This window comes from Arsenophonus endosymbiont of Crataerina pallida (genome assembly GCF_964020125.1).
GTDB lineage: Bacteria > Pseudomonadota > Gammaproteobacteria > Enterobacterales > Enterobacteriaceae > Arsenophonus > Arsenophonus nilaparvatae.
On record NZ_OZ026540.1, the window covers coordinates 632,467 to 649,912 of the forward strand.

The window sequence follows — 17,446 nt, forward strand, 5'->3', positions numbered from 1 at the left end:
AGCAACCTGAATAGGAGAAATCTTTGGCGAATAGTCATCAAGTTGCAATTCAACAACGACCTTTGACTATTGGTCTCGTTGCAGGAGAAACATCAGGCGACATACTTGGTGCAGGTCTTATTCGTGCGCTAAAACAGCAAGTCCCTAATGCGCGTTTTGTCGGTGTCGCAGGCCCATTAATGCAAGCTGAGGGCTGTGAAGCCTGGTATGAAATGGAAGAGCTTGCTGTGATGGGGATTGTTGAAGTTTTGGGTCGACTAGCGCGATTATTAAAAATTCGAGCTGACCTAACTAAACGTTTCACTAAATTGCGACCTGATGTATTTGTTGGCATAGATGCGCCTGACTTTAATATTACCCTTGAGCGAAAATTAAAGCAAACAGGGGTCAAAACCATTCATTACGTCAGTCCTTCTGTTTGGGCGTGGAGACAAGATCGTGTTTTCAAGATAGAGGAGGCGACCGACCTGGTGCTTGCTTTGTTACCCTTCGAAAAAAGGTTTTATGATCGTTACAACATTCCCTGCCGTTTTATCGGTCATACGATGGCTGATATCATACCGCTACAGCCTGATAAACAGGCTGCCAGAGCACAACTAAATATAGCCCATGATGCTAAGTGTTTGGCCATTTTGCCGGGTAGCCGTCGGGCCGAAGTTGAAATGTTAAGTGCAGACTTTTTGCACGCAGCCCAAATTTTGCTAAAAGACTTTCCTCATTTGCAAATCTTAGTTCCTATCGTCAATCAACAGCGCCGGCAGCAGTTTGAAGCGATTTATCGTGAGATTTCGCCAACCTTACCACTGAAAATTTTAGATGGCCAAGCGCGGATAGCTATGATCGCAGCCGATGTAACTTTATTAGCTTCGGGAACAGCTTCATTAGAATGTATGTTAGCAAAATGTCCGATGGTAGTTGGATATCGAATGAAATCAGTGACTTATTGGCTAGCTAAACGTTTGGTTAAAACCCCTTTTATTTCATTGCCTAATTTATTGGCGGGCGAAGAATTGGTTAAAGAATATATTCAGCAAGATTGTCAACCAGAACAATTATCTGGCTCACTTAAGTCTTTACTAATCGACGAAAAAAAGGTTGAGCAGCTAAAACAAACCTTCTTGCAACTACATGAAAGTATCCGTTGTCATGCTGATCAACAAGCGGCAGAGGCTGTCTTGGAGCTAAGTATAAAATGAATAATTTTATTTATCCTAAAGCAAAATTTATTGCGGGTGTTGATGAGGTTGGTCGAGGACCTTTAGTTGGAGCAGTAGTGACAGCCGCCGTGATTTTAGATCCCAAACAGCCAATAATAGGATTGGCGGATTCAAAAAAATTAACCGAAAAGCGGCGTAATGCACTTTATATTGAAATTCAAAACAAAGCATTGTGTTGGAGCATTGGGCGTGCAGAGCCTGAAGAGATTGATAAAATCAACATATTGCAGGCAACTTTTTTAGCCATGCGCAGGGCAGTGGCGGCACTTACCACTATGCCTGATTTTGTTTTGGTCGATGGCAATAAGAGCCCAGGCTTTGCTGTACCTTCTCAGGCGATTATTAAAGGTGATAGTTTGGTGCAGGAAATTAGTGCCGCGTCAATATTAGCGAAAGTGACCCGAGATAGGGAAATGCGCGAGTTAGATATCCTTTATCCAGAATATGGTTTTGCTCAACATAAAGGCTACCCAACGGCATTTCATTTAGAAAAACTGGCTCAGCATGGTGCAACACAGTTTCATCGCAAAAGTTTTGCGCCTGTTCGCCGAGTACTGAGTTGCAAAGAGTATAGCTAAGAAAATGGCCGAACCACGTTTTATACACTTACGCGTACATAGTGACTATTCCATTATTGATGGATTAGCAAAAATTAATCCACTCGTTAATCGAGTGGCAGAATTAGGTATGCCTGCATTGGCAATAACCGATTTTACCAATCTTTATGGTTTAATAAAATTTTATGGCGCGGCACATTCTGCCGGAGTGAAGCCAATTATTGGTGCAGATTTTTATCTAGAAAGTGAATTACTCGGCGATGAAGTTGCCCATTTGACTATCCTGGCCAGGGATAATAAAGGTTACCATAATCTAACCCTGCTTATTTCCGCAGCCTATCAAAAAGGCTATGGCGCGATCGGACCAACTATCAAACGAGACTGGCTAGTAACCCATAAAGAGGGACTATTATTACTCTCTGGTGGCTGCATGGGAGATGTGGGTAAATTTCTGTTGCGCGGAAATCAGCAACTAGTTGAACAATGTTTGGATTTTTATCAAACCCATTTCCCAGATAACTATTATCTAGAAATTGCCAGAACTGGACGGCCTGATGAAGAGAGTTATTTGCATGCCGCAGTCGAATTGGCTGCACAAAAAGGTGCGCCAGTCGTTGCCACGAATAATGTACGCTTTATTAATAGCGATGATTTTGCTGCCCATGAAATACGGGTCGCGATCCATGATGGTTTTACACTCGCTGATCCGAAAAAACCAAAAAATTATAGTCCTCAGCAATATCTACGCAGTGAACAGGAAATGGTTGAGTTATTTGCCGACATTCCTGAGGCGTTGGAAAATAGTGTCGAAATTGCTAAGCGCTGTAATGTAATGATGCGTTTAGGCGAATATTTTTTGCCGCAATTCCCGACCGGCGATATGGTAACGGAAGATTTCCTGATCAAATGTGCAAAAGCCGGGTTAGAAGAGCGTTTACAATTTCTTTATCCCGACGAGAAGGAGAGAGCTGAGCGACGGGTTGAATATGATCAACGTTTAGATATCGAGTTACGAGTGATTAATCAGATGGGATTTCCTGGTTATTTTCTGATCGTAATGGAATTTATTCAATGGTCAAAAGATAACGCTATTCCGGTAGGCCCGGGACGAGGATCAGGCGCAGGCTCATTAGTCGCTTATGCATTAAAAATTACGGACTTGGATCCGCTTCAATTTGATCTGCTATTTGAGCGTTTTCTTAATCCTGAGCGTGTTTCCATGCCTGACTTTGATGTTGATTTTTGTATGGAAAAACGCGATCAGGTCATTGAACATGTGGCGCAAATGTATGGTCGTGATGCTGTCTCACAAATTATTACTTTTGGTACCATGGCCGCAAAAGCGGTTATTCGAGATGTTGGTCGGGTACTGGGGCATCCGTATGGATTTGTTGATCGTATCGCCAAATTAGTTCCGCCGGATCCCGGTATGACGCTTGAAAAAGCATTCGTTGTAGAACCACAGTTGCAAGAAATTTATGATGCTGATGAAGAAGTTAAAGCATTAATAGACATGGCGCGCAAACTTGAAGGTGTGACACGTAATGCAGGTAAACATGCGGGTGGAGTAGTTATTGCGCCGACCAAAATAACAGATTTTGCCCCCCTTTATTGTGATCCTGAAGGACAAAATCCGCTTACCCAATTTGATAAAAATGATGTTGAATACGCCGGGCTGGTAAAATTTGATTTTCTTGGTCTAAGGACTTTGACAATTATTAGTTGGGCGTTAGATATGATTAATCAACGTCGGGCAAAACAAAATTTAGCCCCCATCGATATCGCGACCATCCCTCTCGATGATCAAAAATGTTTTGAACTATTGCAACGGGCCGAAACGACAGCGGTATTCCAACTGGAATCTCGGGGTATGAAAGACTTGATTAAGCGATTACGCCCTGATTGCTTTGAAGATATGATTGCTCTGGTTGCACTTTTTCGTCCCGGCCCATTACAGTCAGGGATGGTGGATAATTTTATTGATCGTAAGCATGGACGAGAAGCCATCTCTTATCCTGATGTTCAATGGCAGCATGAATCATTACAACCGGTTTTAGAGCCTACTTACGGTATCATTCTTTATCAAGAACAAGTTATGCAGATTGCTCAGGTGCTTGCTGGTTATACGCTAGGGGGAGCAGATATGCTCCGTCGGGCGATGGGTAAGAAAAAGCCTGAAGAAATGGCACAACAGCGCTCAGTTTTTGAGGCAGGGGCGGTTAAAAATGGTATTGACGGTGAGTTAGGCATGAAAATCTTTGACCTGGTAGAAAAATTTGCCGGTTACGGATTTAATAAATCACATTCTGCTGCTTATGCCTTAGTTTCATACCAGACCCTTTGGTTAAAAACACATTATCCGGCTGAGTTTATGGCAGCAGTGATGACAGCGGATATGGATAATACCGAGAAAGTGGTTGGTTTAGTTGATGAATGTTGGCGTATGGGGTTGAAAGTATTGCCACCGGATATCAACAGTGGATTATATCATTTTCATGTCAATGATAGCGGTGAAATTGTTTATGGCATTGGCGCCATAAAAGGTGTTGGTGAAGGCCCAATAGAAGCTATTATTGAATCACGTCAAAAAGGTGGTTATTTTAAAGAAATTTTTGATCTTTGTGCACGGGTTGATACTAAAAAGCTTAATCGTCGCGTGATGGAAAAATTGATTATGTCCGGTGCTTTTGATCATTTAGGTCCGCACCGTGCTGCATTAATGTCTTCATTAGAAGATGCCTTAAAAGCGGCAGATCAACACGCTAAAGCTGAAGCAATTGGACAAACTGATATGTTTGGCGTATTAGCTGAAGCGCCTGAGCAGGTTGAACAATCTTATGCTAGTGTAGCTAAATGGCCTGAACAGCTTATATTAGAAGGTGAACGCGAAACATTGGGTCTCTATTTAACGGGCCATCCTATTACCGCTTATTTGTCTGAAATTGAACGTTATACTAGTGGATTAAGATTAAAGGATGTGAATCCAACGCCTCGAGGACAGATGTCAACGGTGGTTGGTTTAGCGCTGACCGCTAAAGTAGTAACCACTAAACGTGGCAACAGAATAGGTATATGTACTTTGGATGATCGCTCTGGACGCTTGGATATAATGTTATTTTCAGATGCGTTAGAAAAGTATCAGCATCTACTTGAGAAAGATAAAATATTAATTGCCACAGGTCAGGTCAGCTTTGATGATTTCAATGGTGGTAATAAAATGTCTGTTCGTGAACTGATGGATCTTAGTGAAGCTCGTGAGAAATATGCTAGAGGTATTGCTATTTCATTGACAGATAGACAAATTGATGACCAATTATTAAACCGTCTTCGTAGCACATTGGAACCTTATCGTTCAGGAACAATACCGGTTCATCTTTATTATCAGAAGAAAGACGCTCGCGCTAAATTAAAATTAGGCGTCACTTGGCGGGTTACTCCGACCGATAATCTTTTGACTGAGCTGCGAACTCTGCTAGGTAATCAGCAGGTAGAATTAGAATTTGACTAAATAGGAATATTATGAGCCTTAATTTTCTGGATTTTGAACAGCCGATTGCGGAGTTGGAAGCAAAAATAGACTCGTTAACGGCAGTAAATCGTCAGGATACCAAGCTAGATATTGACCTAGATGAAGAGGTCGCTAGACTTCGCGAAAAGAGTTTAGAGTTAACACGCAAAATTTTTTCTGACTTAGGTGCTTGGCAAATAGCACAACTTGCTCGTCACCCGATGCGACCTTACACTCTGGATTATGCTGGACGTATATTCACGCATTTCCAAGAGCTAGCGGGTGATCGTGCTTATGCTGATGATAAAGCCATTGTTGGTGGATTGGCTCGATTGGATGGGCGTCCAGTAATGATTATTGGTCATCAGAAAGGACGTGAAACAAAAGAAAAAATTCGGCGTAATTTTGGCATGCCAGCACCGGAAGGATACCGTAAGGCTTTACGATTAATGGAAATTGCTGAGCGTTTTAAGTTACCGATTATTACCTTTATCGATACACCGGGAGCTTATCCAGGAGTTGGAGCGGAAGAGCGCGGTCAGTCCGAAGCGATTGCCCGTAATTTACGTGAAATGTCCCGGCTCTCTGTTCCTATTATCTGTACGGTAATTGGTGAGGGCGGCTCTGGAGGGGCATTAGCGATTGGCGTTGGTGATAAAGTCAATATGCTGCAGTACAGTACTTATTCTGTCATTTCACCCGAGGGTTGTGCTTCTATTCTTTGGAAAAGTGCGGATAAAGCCCCATTAGCTGCAGAAGCGATGGGGATCACTGCTTCACGTTTAAAATCACTTAATCTGATTGACAACATTGTTGAAGAGCCGTTGGGTGGCGCGCATCGTAATTATGAACAAATTGCGCATAATCTTAAACAGCGTATTTTAAATGATTTGAGTGATATCGATGTATTTAGTCCTGAAGAGTTGAGAAACCGCCGTTATCAACGTTTAATGGAATGTGGTTATTGCTAATTTTACGCTAGCTAAGGTATAAAAATGGAAATAACTATCAATGGTTATTTCCATTTTTTAATATTTAAAATTTTTTCATCTTTGATCATCATCAGATATCATGATTAAAAAATTTATCCCTCAATTTATTTTTTAAATAAATTTTACTTAATACAATAAATTATATTAATACTAGTAATATAATAAGTAGAAAATAGAGCAATAAATAATTACGACAGAGGTAGTTAGAATAATTATGAATGTTGATGAGGCTGCATTACTGAACCAAATTATAAAAACCATCGGCTCAACACGCCGAATATTGGTAGGCTTCAGTGGTGGACTAGATTCAACAGTTTTATTACATGCCTTAGTGTCATTACGTCAAACCACAGTGCCAAACCTTAATATCCGTGCGGTTTATATTCATCATGGACTTAATGATAAAGCTGATGATTGGGCTATCCATTGCCAGAAAGTTTGTTTCGACTGGCAGGTAGAGTTTTCTTCACAGCATGTTTATATCGACCCAACTAAAAAAGGGATAGAAGCAGCGGCGCGGGATGCACGATATCAAGCGTTTCGTGAAATACTATTACCTGAAGAAATTATTGTTACTGCCCAACATTTAGATGATCAAGCAGAAACTTTTTTATTAGCATTAAAACGGGGCAGTGGGCCAGCAGGTTTATCTGCGATGCCAATTTCTATTCCGTTTGCTGATACCTATTTAATTAGACCACTATTATCATTCAGCCGTCAGCAATTGGTTGTTTATGCTGAAAAAAAATCGCTTTCTTGGATAGAAGATGATAGTAATCAAGATCAGCGCTATGATCGTAATTTTTTACGTTTAGCTATAATGCCGCATTTTAACCGGCGTTGGCCGCATTTTTCACAAGCAGTGGCCAGAAGCGCCAGTTTGTGTGCAGAACAAGAAGCTTTACTCAATGAATTACTACAAGATTATTTATCTCAGCTAGTAACGGCAGAAGGAGCTTTGCAGCTTGATACTTTAGCAAGTTATTCTGAAATGAAACGTAACGCAATATTACGTCGTTGGTTGAGTTTACATCGGATTTTGATGCCTTCTCGTGTTCAATTAAAACAAATTTGGCAAGACGTCATCTGCGCGCGTCCAGATGCAGAGCCGCAATTTATATTAGCTAACAACAATGTTATTCGGCGCTTTAAACAACAGCTTTGGTTGCTGCCACAATTTAACGATCTCACTAAAATTTGTTTAGCGTGGCAGCTGCCTGCTGCGGTTAAATTGCCTGATAACTTAGGCACGCTAATAGTCACAGATAAGGGAACCGGATTCCGGGCGCCGTTACCAAATGAGCCGGTTACTATTCGATTTGGACTAAAAGAAAATATTAAAATTATTGGTCGTCAGCACGCCAGACGGAGTAAAAAGCTTTGGCAGGAGTTAGGTGTTGCGCCTTGGTTAAGGGAAAGAACGCCTTTAATTTATTATAATGATGAACTTATTGCGGCCGTTGGTGTATTTATTACTCAATCAGGACAATCTATTCAAGGCCAGTCTGAATTGAAAATAAAATGGATAACGGATAAAAAACCCTTACTTTTCAAGTAAGGGGTATTATTGTGCAAGTATAATCAAGATTTCTTTTATGAACCAGAATGATCAATAACGATGTCGCCAATTTCCGGATGACTAAAACTAACAATATGATCTAATCGCAGTTGTTTTTTTTCACTAGCAACATCAACAACCAGATATTCAACCTGTTTTTTTAACAGCAAATCAATTGCTTTGCCTTCAATAATTTCTCCATTATCCAGTTTTATGGTTAACTGAAGACTATGCTGACAAGCGAGTTCTAAATAATCATAGTCATCGCAGTTAATTGGTTTGTATTCAGTATCTTTAGACATAATCCCTCACCACTATTGTTAAGTGGCGGTTATTGCCGCCTTTGAATATTTGTAATTATAAGCATTTACTGATTAAAGCGCATAATAGCACCATACTTTTTTTCAACCGAAGAGAGAAAAATTAGCATGACGCTTGCTAATATTTATTGTACGTAATGAAAATCAATAAATGGTTTTAAATATTGTGTAACTAGGTAAAATGATTTGGCGAAAATAACCAAATGTTATTGTAATAGATCTATTTTATCGAATGGATTTTGGAGCGGATAATGAAGCGAAAAGTATTGAATATATTGCTCACAATGAGTGCGATGATCCTTGCTGGCTGTCAGCATAAATTGCCACAATTACAAAGCCAAACAATGGATAAAATTTATACTGGCGTACTCCCTTGTGCAGATTGTTCAGGTATTGAAACAACAGTTCTTTTCAATCCGAATGGTAAATTTATTGAGCAATTAACCTATTTGGGTAAGGAAGAACAAAAAAATACTTTTTTTACTACAGGAAATTGGACTAAAAAAGGCACTAAATTCTTTTTGATTGATTCTGATGAGCAAAAAACCTATTTTCAACCTAGCGTTGATGGTAAAAAAATAGAATATCTCGATCAGGAAGGAAATCGAATAGAAAGTAATTTAAATTATACCTTAGAGCAAGTAAAGCCAGATAAAAAGAGCGGGGAATATAGTTATATCGCTGACGCGGCATTATTTAAAGAGTGTAAAAGTGGACGTACTTACAGTGTGAGTAATATCGATTTAGAAAAGGGATATCTGGCAACCGGTATTGAAGCGGGTAAACCTGTTTATGTCGAAGTTGAGGGCTATTACACCATCCGCCCATCAATGGAAGATGGCTTGTTTGATGCAACCTTGATCCAGACCGGCGAGATTAAATTTGATAAACTGCGAACTTGTCACTCTCACTAATTATCAGATATATCAAATGCCCAGCTATTTTTAGCAGGGCATTTTGCATCAATAAAGCTGATTAGTTAAGTTTTGTTTTTAGAAAATCAACTATCTCAGCAAGATCAATAAATTCTTTCTCATTATCTCGCCGCTGTTTATACTCAACCTTATTGTCATCTAAATTACGATCACCGATCACGATGGTATGAGGTATTCCAATAAGCTCCATATCAGCAAACATCACACCAGGCCGTTCTTTGCGATCATCAAAAATGACATCAATACCATTGGCTTGCAAATCACAGTAAAGTTTTTCAGCAACTTCTTTAACGCGATAGGATTTATGCATATTCATTGGTAAAATAGCAACTTGGAAAGGTGCGATCGCATCAGACCAAATAATTCCTTTATCATCATGGCTCTGTTCAATTGCTGCTGCTACAATCCGCGTGACACCGATACCATAACATCCCATCGTTACCGTTTGATTATGTCCATCTTCATTTTGAACGCTGGCCTTCATTGCTTCAGAATATTTGGTTCCTAGTTGAAAAATGTGGCCAACTTCAATTCCACGTTTAATTTGAACAGTTCCTTTACCATCGGGACTAGGATCGCCATCGACTACATTGCGTAGATCATAAACGTCGGGTAAAGGTAGATCCCGTTGCCAATTGATACCAAAATAGTGTTTATGATCAATATTGGCGCCGGCACTAAAATCACTCATCACGGCAACGCTGCGGTCGATAATTGCTGGTATTGGCAAGTTAACCGGGCCTAATGAACCAGGACCTGCATGCAGGATTGCACGTATTTCTTCTTCTGTTGCGAATTTCAGTGGACTTGCAACCAGAGGATGTTTTTCTGCTTTAATCTCATTTAATTCATGATCACCACGGATCAATAAGGCAACAAGCTGATGACCACTCTCTTTTGCTGCACTGACAATTAGGGTTTTAACTGTTTTTTCAATAGGTAAATTATGTTGATTAACTAGCTCGGCAATAGTTTTGGCGTCAGGGGTATCGATAAGTCGCATATCTTCAGCCGGTGCAGCACGTTCTTCCGTAAGACAAATTGCCTCTGCCAGCTCAATATTAGCGGCATAATCTGAAGCGGTAGAAAAAACAATATTATCTTCACCACTATCAGCTAATACCTGAAATTCATGCGAAGCATTGCCACCAATAGAGCCAGTATCTGCTTGTACTGCCCTAAAATTGAAGCCAATACGGGTAAAGATTGTACTATATGCCTTGTACATTGCATCGTAAGTTTGTTGCAGCGAGTTTTGATCGGTATGAAAAGAATAAGCGTCTTTCATAATAAACTCACGGGAGCGCATCACACCAAAACGTGGCCTTACTTCATCACGAAATTTTGTTTGGATTTGGTAAAGGTTTAACGGCAGCTGCTTATAAGAAGTCACTTCATTACGAATAAGATCGGTAATTACCTCTTCATGAGTCGGGCCCAACACAAAAGGTCGTTCACCACGATCAACAAAACGAAGTAACTCTGGGCCATATTGCTCCCAACGCCCACTTTCTTGCCATAAATCTGCTGGCTGAACTATCGGCATGGAAATCTCAATTGCACCCGCGCGATTCATTTCTTCACGAATAATGTTCTCAACTTTGCGCAGCACACGAACACCGGTTGGTAGCCAGTCATATAGCCCTGAAGCAAGTTTACGGATCATACCTGCGCGAAGCATCAGTTTATGACTGATCACTTCTGCGTCGGCGGGAGTCTCTTTTAAAGTAGAGAGAAGATATTGGCTTGTACGCATTATTAGCTTCCATCAACAACGAATTACTTCCAGTTGGTATTAACCAACCATTAAAACAAAATTATCCTCTAGTCTACCAGCGAGTTGCTAATGTCTAAAGAGATAACTTAATTTTTTAGCGTATCTATAGCGAGAACGGCAGTGATATTTGCTGAAACCTGCCATCTAACATTAAAATCAAGCAAATGGGCAGCGTAGATTTTTTCGTCAGCTTCGCTTTTTTTATAAGCTGGACGTGGATCTTGCGCTAAAACTTGACGAATAAAACGCTCAAGGAAAGGATAGCAGGTTTGTTGCTCAATCAACTGTTTTTGGGCAGTAGCTGAAAAAACCACTTTCATTTCACTGGCCGGTGCAGCTTGGGCAAATCCAGCAACCGCTTTTGGTAAAGATTCCGCAAACGGCAGATAGGGTTTTATATCAATCACAGGGGTGCCATCAACTAAATCCAGACTACCTAAAGCTAAACCTACTTCGTTATCACGGATAATTAAATTTTTCAATTCTATTAATGACATACCTATTGGATTAGGACGAAATGGAGAACGAGTGGCGAAAACACCCATTTTGGTATTACCGCCTAAACGGGGAGGCCTTACTAATGGACGCCAACCTTCAGTCATGGTTTGATGAAAAATGAAAATAAGCCAAATATGACTAAATTGTTCTAATCCACGAACAGCATCAGGATGATTATAAGGCGGAAATAGGCGCAAATAACCCTGTCCATCATCAATTAAGCCTGGTTGTCTCGGGATGGCAAATTTTTCTTTATAAGGTGATTCTATCACCCCAATCACGTTAAATTGAAAATTATCCATTAATAATATTCAGCGCAGAGCCTTCACAAATAGCAGTTTGATAACAATCTGGTGTACTAATTATTTCACAACGGTGCAATAACACGCTATTCGCGCCGAGAGAAGAGGCCTTTTTTAGCATGTTTTTTTTCGCTACGGGAATACTTACACTTGGATCTTGTCGGTTAGGTTGGCATGAAATACCGGAAACAATGCCCAGATCCTTAAATGGTTTACCCAGTAATGCTTCTGTTTTATCACCAATTTTTACCACAGAGCGCTTTTGTGGTGATTTTTTTTGATAATATTTTTTGGATTTTTTAGCGAGTTATCTGGTTTATTATATTCAGCTAGAGAAAGTACACTACAGCCTGAGATACAGAGTGTAAGACAACAGAGTAATAGGCGCATATAAATTCCTTATTAAAGAAATCAAATAGAACTACAAATCAGTTTTAGCCATAATAATAGAAACAATTGACTGTATAAAATTTATAATAAAACCAGCGAATATAATCCGCTGGTTTTATTATAATGTCATTTTTTTTTGAAAAAGCGATCACCAGCCTGGAATAGCACCACCGTCAAAAATTTTATTGGCTGCTTCAGCTACTTCTTCGGATTGATAGGCTTTAACAAACTTTTTCACATTTTCATTATCTTTATTATCTTCACGACTCACAATGAGATTTACATAAGGTGAATTTTTGTCCTCAACGAACAATCCATCTTTTGCGGGCGTTAATTTAGGTTCGGCGCTACTAGCCCAAGTTGAATTAATAATCGCTAGTGCAATTTTCGGATCATCTAAACTACGGGGTAATTGCGGTGCTTCAAGTTCAATAAAGTTTAGCTTTTTTGGATTTTCGGTGATATCCAATATAGTGGGTTGTAAACCGGCACTGGCATTTACTTTGATTAGCCCTTGTTTTTGTAGCAACAATAGAGAACGTCCTAAATTGGTAGGATCATTCGGGATCGCGATTTGGGCTCCATCAGGTAGTTGTTCAACAGATTTAATTTTTTTAGAATAAGCCGCAATAGGATAAATAAAGGTGTTTCCAACAGCGACTAATTTATAATTGCGATCTTTAATTTGTTGCTCTAAATAAGGTTTATGTTGAAATACATTAAGATCAATATCGCCTTTGTCCAGGGATTCATTTGGCAATACAAAATCATTAAAGGTAACTAATTCAACATCTAACTGATATTTTTCTTTGGCAACTTTTTGTGCGACTTCAGCCACTGCTAACTCTTTCCCCATAATGACACCCACTTTGATGTGATTAGGTTTTTCTGTTTTTTCACCACAGCCACTAAAAACTAATATGCTTAATAGCGCTGCAACAGCGGTGATGGTTTTTATTTTGATAGACATAATTACCTCTATAAGACTAAATCTTAGTGCTTTTAAGCAATAATTTTATTTACGGGTTTTTTTCATTACGTGATTACCAACAAATTGAATAGCAAAAACCAAAATAATCAGTAAAGCAAGAACCGTATTCATAACAGTTGGGTTATAGGTATAATAGCCGTATTGCATAGCAATCTGACCCAGTCCACCAGAACCCACTGCGCCGCCCATTGCAGAGTAACCTACTAACATAATTAAAGTAATGGTCGCTGCATTGACTAAACCGGGTAAAGATTCAGGTAACAGAATTTTACCAATGATTTGTAGCGGTGTTGCACCCATTGAACGAGCAGCTTCAATTAAGCCATTAGGGATCTCTAACAGCGTATTTTCAACCATACGGGCAATGAAAGGTGCTGCACCAATAGTTAACGGAACGATCGCGGCCTGAATACCGATAGATGTGCCGACAATTAATTTAGTTAATGGAATAATCCAAACCAATAAAATAATAAATGGAATGGAACGAAACACATTAACCAATGCAGACACTATTTGATAAAGGGTAAGATTTTCCATAACTTGCCCGGGGCGGGTCACATAAAGTAATATGCCAATAGGAAGCCCTAATAAAAACCCCAAAAATCCCGACACAAAAGTCATGATAAGTGTATCTAACGTACCATTTAGTAGCAGAATGATCATTTTTTCAGACATAACCTAAGATCTCCACTTTTACATGGTGCTCTTCTAAAAAAGTAATTGATTTTTCAATACCTTCGTCAAGACCATGAAATTCAGCAAGCATAAAACCAAATTTAACACCACCGGCGTAATCTATTTGTGAGCTCAATATATTGATGTCGATATTAAATTTTCTAACAACCATTGAAATTAATGGTGCATCTACTGACTTACCGGTAAATTCCAATTTCAATAATGGCGATAAATCTGGCGCTGGCACCATCTGCAAACGCGTTTGATAATCTTCTGGAATATCTAATACGAATGTTGATTTAATAAAATTTTGCGCAATTGGTGTCTTAGGATGAGAAAATACCTCACTAACGCTATCTTGTTCTATTAAACGCCCTTCACTGATAATCGCGACTTGATCGCATATACGTTTTACAACATCCATCTCGTGGGTAATAAGCAAGATGGTTAAACCTAAATGTCGATTAATATCTTTTAATAGCTCAAGAATAGAACGGGTTGTTGCTGGATCTAATGCACTTGTCGCTTCATCACATAATAATATTTTAGGCGAATTGGCTAAAGCTCGAGCTATAGCAACGCGTTGCTTCTGTCCTCCAGATAGACTGGCTGGATAGGCATCTTTTTTATTTGCTAAACCGACTAGCTTTAATAACTCTGTTACGCGTTGATGGATCTCGGCTTTTGGCGTGTTATCTAGTTCTAGAGGTAAGGCAATATTATCGAAAACATTGCGTGATGAAAGTAGATTGAAATGTTGGAAAATCATGCCGATAGTACGACGCGTTAAGATTAATTGTTTTTCAGAAAGATCTGTCAACGCTTGCCCATCAATCAATACTTCACCTGTCGTTGGGCGTTCAAGCATATTGACACAACGAATTAGCGTACTTTTTCCGGCACCGGAAGCACCGATAACTCCGTAAATTTGGCCTTGAGGAACATGCAGATTAATATTGGTTAATGCGTGAATTGCATGTGCTCCTTGGTGAAAAATTTTATTAATGTTAGAAAGTCTTATCATTATTGTGATCTACTAAATAATGGAAATAGAGTGGTAAGAAAATTCGACTATATTTAACACGGATGTTAAGGCGTCTAGACGTCTAAGTCAACAAAAATATAAATACGACTCTTGTTCTTATTTAGCTGCTTTTCATATAATGAACAAAGTTAAATTTAATGGAGTAATGTGGTGAGTCAAAGTATTCCGGCAATTTTCCTCGATCGTGATGGTACTATTAACCTCGATCATGGTTATGTTTATGAAATAGATAATTTTCAGTTTATCGAAGGCGCAATTGAAGCAATGCTTGAATTAAAAAAAATGGGCTATGCATTGATTCTTGTTACTAATCAATCAGGTATTGCAAGAGGATTCTTCACAGAAGCACAATTTCTTGAACTGACAGAATGGATGGATTGGTCTCTTATTGATCGTGGCGTTGAGCTTGATGGTATTTATTATTGTCCTCATCATCCTGATGCAATTGAACAGAAATATAAACAAATATGCGATTGCCGTAAGCCGAAAGCTGGTATGCTATTGGCAGCGCGAAAACAACTTAATATTAATATGAAGGCCTCTTACATGGTGGGCGATAAGCTTTCTGATATGCAAGCCGGCAAAGAAGCGCATATTGGTACTAATGTATTGGTAACTACAGGAAAATCTGTCACTGAAGATGATAAAAAGTCTGCTGATTGGATTATAAATAGCCTGGCAGATTTACCTAATAAGATAAAAAATCGGCAATAAAAAAATAACAGTATTGTTCATAAATAAAGCAAATTTATTTTTTTCAAAAAAGTACTTGTACAAAGCTAAAATCAATCTATAATGCCCTCCCGTTAACGCAATTTACTCATCAATTGATGAATAAAAGCGAAAAGGAAAATTAAGGTGAAAAGCGTAATATACGCCACCTCGCGGCCTGGGTCGCACGCTCTTTAACAATTAATCAGACAATCTGTGTGGGCACTCGCAAGACATCATCAAAAAATATTTGATTTTAAAGTCTTGAAGAGTGACAAAACAGTTAATTCATATATGAACTAATATGCAGTAACGTTATTTTGGTCGGCAGCGGCGAAGGTGGTCAAACACTGGCAAAGCGAGTTGAACAAAAGGGCGTTACGGTCAGTAAAACATTCTTTGAGCATCAAGCTTTTAATTGAAGAGTTTGATCATGGCTCAGATTGAACGCTGGCGGCAGGCCTAACACATGCAAGTCGAGCGGCAGCGGAAGGAAGCTTGCTTCCTTGCCGGCGAGCGGCGGACGGGTGAGTAAGGTATGGGGATCTGGCCGAAGGCGGGGGATAACCACTGGAAACGGTGGCTAATACCGCATAATCTCTAAGGAGCAAAGTGGGGGACCGTTCTGGCCTCACACCTTCGGATGAACCCATATGAGATTAGCTAGTAGGTGGGGTAAGGGCTCACCTAGGCGACGATCTCTAGCTGGTCTGAGAGGATGATCAGCCACACTGGGACTGAGACACGGCCCAGACTCCTACGGGAGGCAGCAGTGGGGAATATTGCACAATGGGCGCAAGCCTGATGCAGCCATGCCGCGTGTATGAAAAAGGCCTTCGGGTTGTAAAGTACTTTCAGTCGTGAGGAAGGTGTTAGGGTTAATAACCTTAGCAATTGACGTTAGCGACAGAAGAAGCACCGGCTAACTCCGTGCCAGCAGCCGCGGTAATACGGAGGGTGCGAGCGTTAATCGGAATTACTGGGCGTAAAGGGCACGCAGGCGGTTAATTAAGTTGGATGTGAAATCCCTGGGCTTAACCTGGGAATGGCATTCAAGACTGGTTAGCTAGAGTCTTGTAGAGGGGGGTAGAATTCCATGTGTAGCGGTGAAATGCGTAGAGATGTGGAGGAATACCGGTGGCGAAGGCGGCCCCCTGGACAAAGACTGACGCTCATGTGCGAAAGCGTGGGGAGCAAACAGGATTAGATACCCTGGTAGTCCACGCTGTAAACGATGTCGATTTGGAGGTTGTGGTCATGAACTGTGGCCTCCGGAGCTAACGCGTTAAATCGACCGCCTGGGGAGTAAGGCCGCAAGGTTAAAACTCAAATGAATTGACGGGGGCCCGCACAAGCGGTGGAGCATGTGGTTTAATTCGATGCAACGCGAAGAACCTTACCTACTCTTGACATCCAGCGAATCCTTTAGAGATAGAGGAGTGCCTTCGGGAGCGCTGAGACAGGTGCTGCATGGCTGTCGTCAGCTCGTGTTGTGAAATGTTGGGTTAAGTCCCGCAACGAGCGCAACCCTTATCCTTTGTTGCCAGCGAGTAGAGTCGGGAACTCAAAGGAGACTGCCGGTGATAAACCGGAGGAAGGTGGGGATGACGTCAAGTCATCATGGCCCTTACGAGTAGGGCTACACGCGTGCTACAATGGCGTATACAGAGAGAGGCGAGCCAGCGATGGGAAGCGGAACTCAGAAAGTACGTCGAAGTCCGGATTGGAGTCTGCAACTCGACTCCATGAAGTCGGAATCGCTAGTAATCGCGGATCAGCATGTCGCGGTGAATACGTTCCCGGGCCTTGTACACACCGCCCGTCACACCATGGGAGTGGGTTGCAAAAGAAGTAGGTAGCTTAACCTTTTGGATGGCGCTTACCACTTTGTGATTCATGACTGGGGTGAAGTCGTAACAAGGTAACCGTAGGGGAACCTGCGGTTGGATCACCTCCTTACCTAGATAGAT

The 17,446-nt window shown here is 40.5% G+C and carries 14 protein-coding genes and 1 rRNA gene; 8 read left to right on the forward strand and 7 right to left on the reverse strand.

Features of this window, described 5'->3' with window-relative positions; all coding sequences use genetic code 11:
• Nucleotides 1–47 precede the first annotated feature (47 nt).
• From lpxB to tilS, 5 genes are all read left to right on the forward strand, one after another.
• Nucleotides 48–1,196, forward strand: a complete 1,149-nt coding sequence (gene lpxB / locus AACL31_RS03215; RefSeq protein WP_310511296.1) for a lipid-A-disaccharide synthase — start codon at nucleotides 48–50, stop codon at nucleotides 1,194–1,196.
• Nucleotides 1,193–1,795 carry a ribonuclease HII gene (rnhB, locus tag AACL31_RS03220; RefSeq protein WP_290605887.1) on the forward strand — a complete coding sequence of 201 codons (603 nt, stop codon included), beginning with the start codon at nucleotides 1,193–1,195 and terminating at the stop codon, nucleotides 1,793–1,795. The genes lpxB and rnhB overlap by 4 nt, the downstream gene beginning before the upstream one ends.
• 4 nt (nucleotides 1,796–1,799) lie before the next feature.
• Nucleotides 1,800–5,282: a DNA polymerase III subunit alpha gene (dnaE, locus tag AACL31_RS03225; RefSeq protein ID WP_310511281.1), complete on the forward strand. Its 3,483-nt coding sequence runs from the start codon at nucleotides 1,800–1,802 to the stop codon at nucleotides 5,280–5,282.
• A gap of 11 nt (nucleotides 5,283–5,293) precedes the next feature.
• Nucleotides 5,294–6,253 carry an acetyl-CoA carboxylase carboxyl transferase subunit alpha gene (gene accA, locus AACL31_RS03230; protein WP_310509607.1) on the forward strand — a complete coding sequence of 320 codons (960 nt, stop codon included), beginning with the start codon at nucleotides 5,294–5,296 and terminating at the stop codon, nucleotides 6,251–6,253.
• Nucleotides 6,254–6,488: 235 nt separating this feature from the next.
• Entirely contained in the window at nucleotides 6,489–7,832 is a 1,344-nt protein-coding gene (gene tilS / locus AACL31_RS03235) for a tRNA lysidine(34) synthetase TilS (RefSeq protein WP_310511282.1), read from the forward strand.
• A gap of 35 nt (nucleotides 7,833–7,867) precedes the next feature.
• On the opposite strand, the gene rof is transcribed toward tilS, so the two are convergent.
• Nucleotides 7,868–8,134 (reverse strand): Rho-binding antiterminator, encoded by a 267-nt coding sequence (gene rof, locus AACL31_RS03240; protein WP_032115737.1) that lies wholly within the window; start codon nucleotides 8,132–8,134, stop codon nucleotides 7,868–7,870.
• A 269-nt stretch (nucleotides 8,135–8,403) separates the two neighbouring features.
• On the opposite strand from rof, the gene AACL31_RS03245 reads away from it, so the two are divergent.
• Entirely contained in the window at nucleotides 8,404–9,066 is a 663-nt protein-coding gene (locus AACL31_RS03245; RefSeq protein WP_310511283.1) for a copper resistance protein NlpE N-terminal domain-containing protein, read from the forward strand.
• Nucleotides 9,067–9,127: 61 nt separating this feature from the next.
• On the opposite strand, the gene proS is transcribed toward AACL31_RS03245, so the two are convergent.
• The 6 genes from proS to metN all read right to left on the reverse strand — a co-directional run bounded on the left by proS (nucleotide 9,128) and on the right by metN (nucleotide 14,744).
• A complete protein-coding gene (gene proS / locus AACL31_RS03250; protein WP_310511284.1) occupies nucleotides 9,128–10,843 on the reverse strand; it encodes a proline--tRNA ligase in 1,716 nt (571 codons plus the stop codon).
• A gap of 107 nt (nucleotides 10,844–10,950) precedes the next feature.
• On the reverse strand, nucleotides 10,951–11,664 hold the full coding sequence (gene tsaA / locus AACL31_RS03255) for a tRNA (N6-threonylcarbamoyladenosine(37)-N6)-methyltransferase TrmO (RefSeq protein WP_339053745.1): 714 nt from the start codon (nucleotides 11,662–11,664) through the stop codon (nucleotides 10,951–10,953).
• Nucleotides 11,657–11,917 carry an Rcs stress response system protein RcsF gene (gene rcsF, locus AACL31_RS03260; protein ID WP_310511286.1) on the reverse strand — a complete coding sequence of 87 codons (261 nt, stop codon included), beginning with the start codon at nucleotides 11,915–11,917 and terminating at the stop codon, nucleotides 11,657–11,659. The genes tsaA and rcsF overlap by 8 nt, the downstream gene beginning before the upstream one ends.
• Nucleotides 11,918–12,202: 285 nt before the next feature.
• On the reverse strand, nucleotides 12,203–13,024 hold the full coding sequence (locus tag AACL31_RS03265; RefSeq protein ID WP_310509613.1) for a MetQ/NlpA family lipoprotein: 822 nt from the start codon (nucleotides 13,022–13,024) through the stop codon (nucleotides 12,203–12,205).
• Between the two features lie 45 nt (nucleotides 13,025–13,069).
• Complete coding sequence (gene metI / locus AACL31_RS03270; protein WP_310511287.1) at nucleotides 13,070–13,720, reverse strand: methionine ABC transporter permease MetI; 651 nt, start codon at nucleotides 13,718–13,720, stop codon at nucleotides 13,070–13,072.
• Nucleotides 13,713–14,744 (reverse strand): methionine ABC transporter ATP-binding protein MetN, encoded by a 1,032-nt coding sequence (metN, locus tag AACL31_RS03275; protein ID WP_310511288.1) that lies wholly within the window; start codon nucleotides 14,742–14,744, stop codon nucleotides 13,713–13,715. The genes metI and metN overlap by 8 nt, the downstream gene beginning before the upstream one ends.
• A 171-nt stretch (nucleotides 14,745–14,915) precedes the next feature.
• Here metN and gmhB point away from each other — a divergent pair, with 171 nt between their 5' ends.
• Both gmhB and AACL31_RS03285 read left to right on the forward strand, forming a co-directional pair.
• A complete protein-coding gene (gene gmhB / locus AACL31_RS03280; protein ID WP_310511289.1) occupies nucleotides 14,916–15,479 on the forward strand; it encodes a D-glycero-beta-D-manno-heptose 1,7-bisphosphate 7-phosphatase in 564 nt (187 codons plus the stop codon).
• A gap of 412 nt (nucleotides 15,480–15,891) precedes the next feature.
• Nucleotides 15,892–17,435, forward strand: a 16S ribosomal RNA gene (locus AACL31_RS03285).
• Nucleotides 17,436–17,446: the final 11 nt, after the last annotated feature.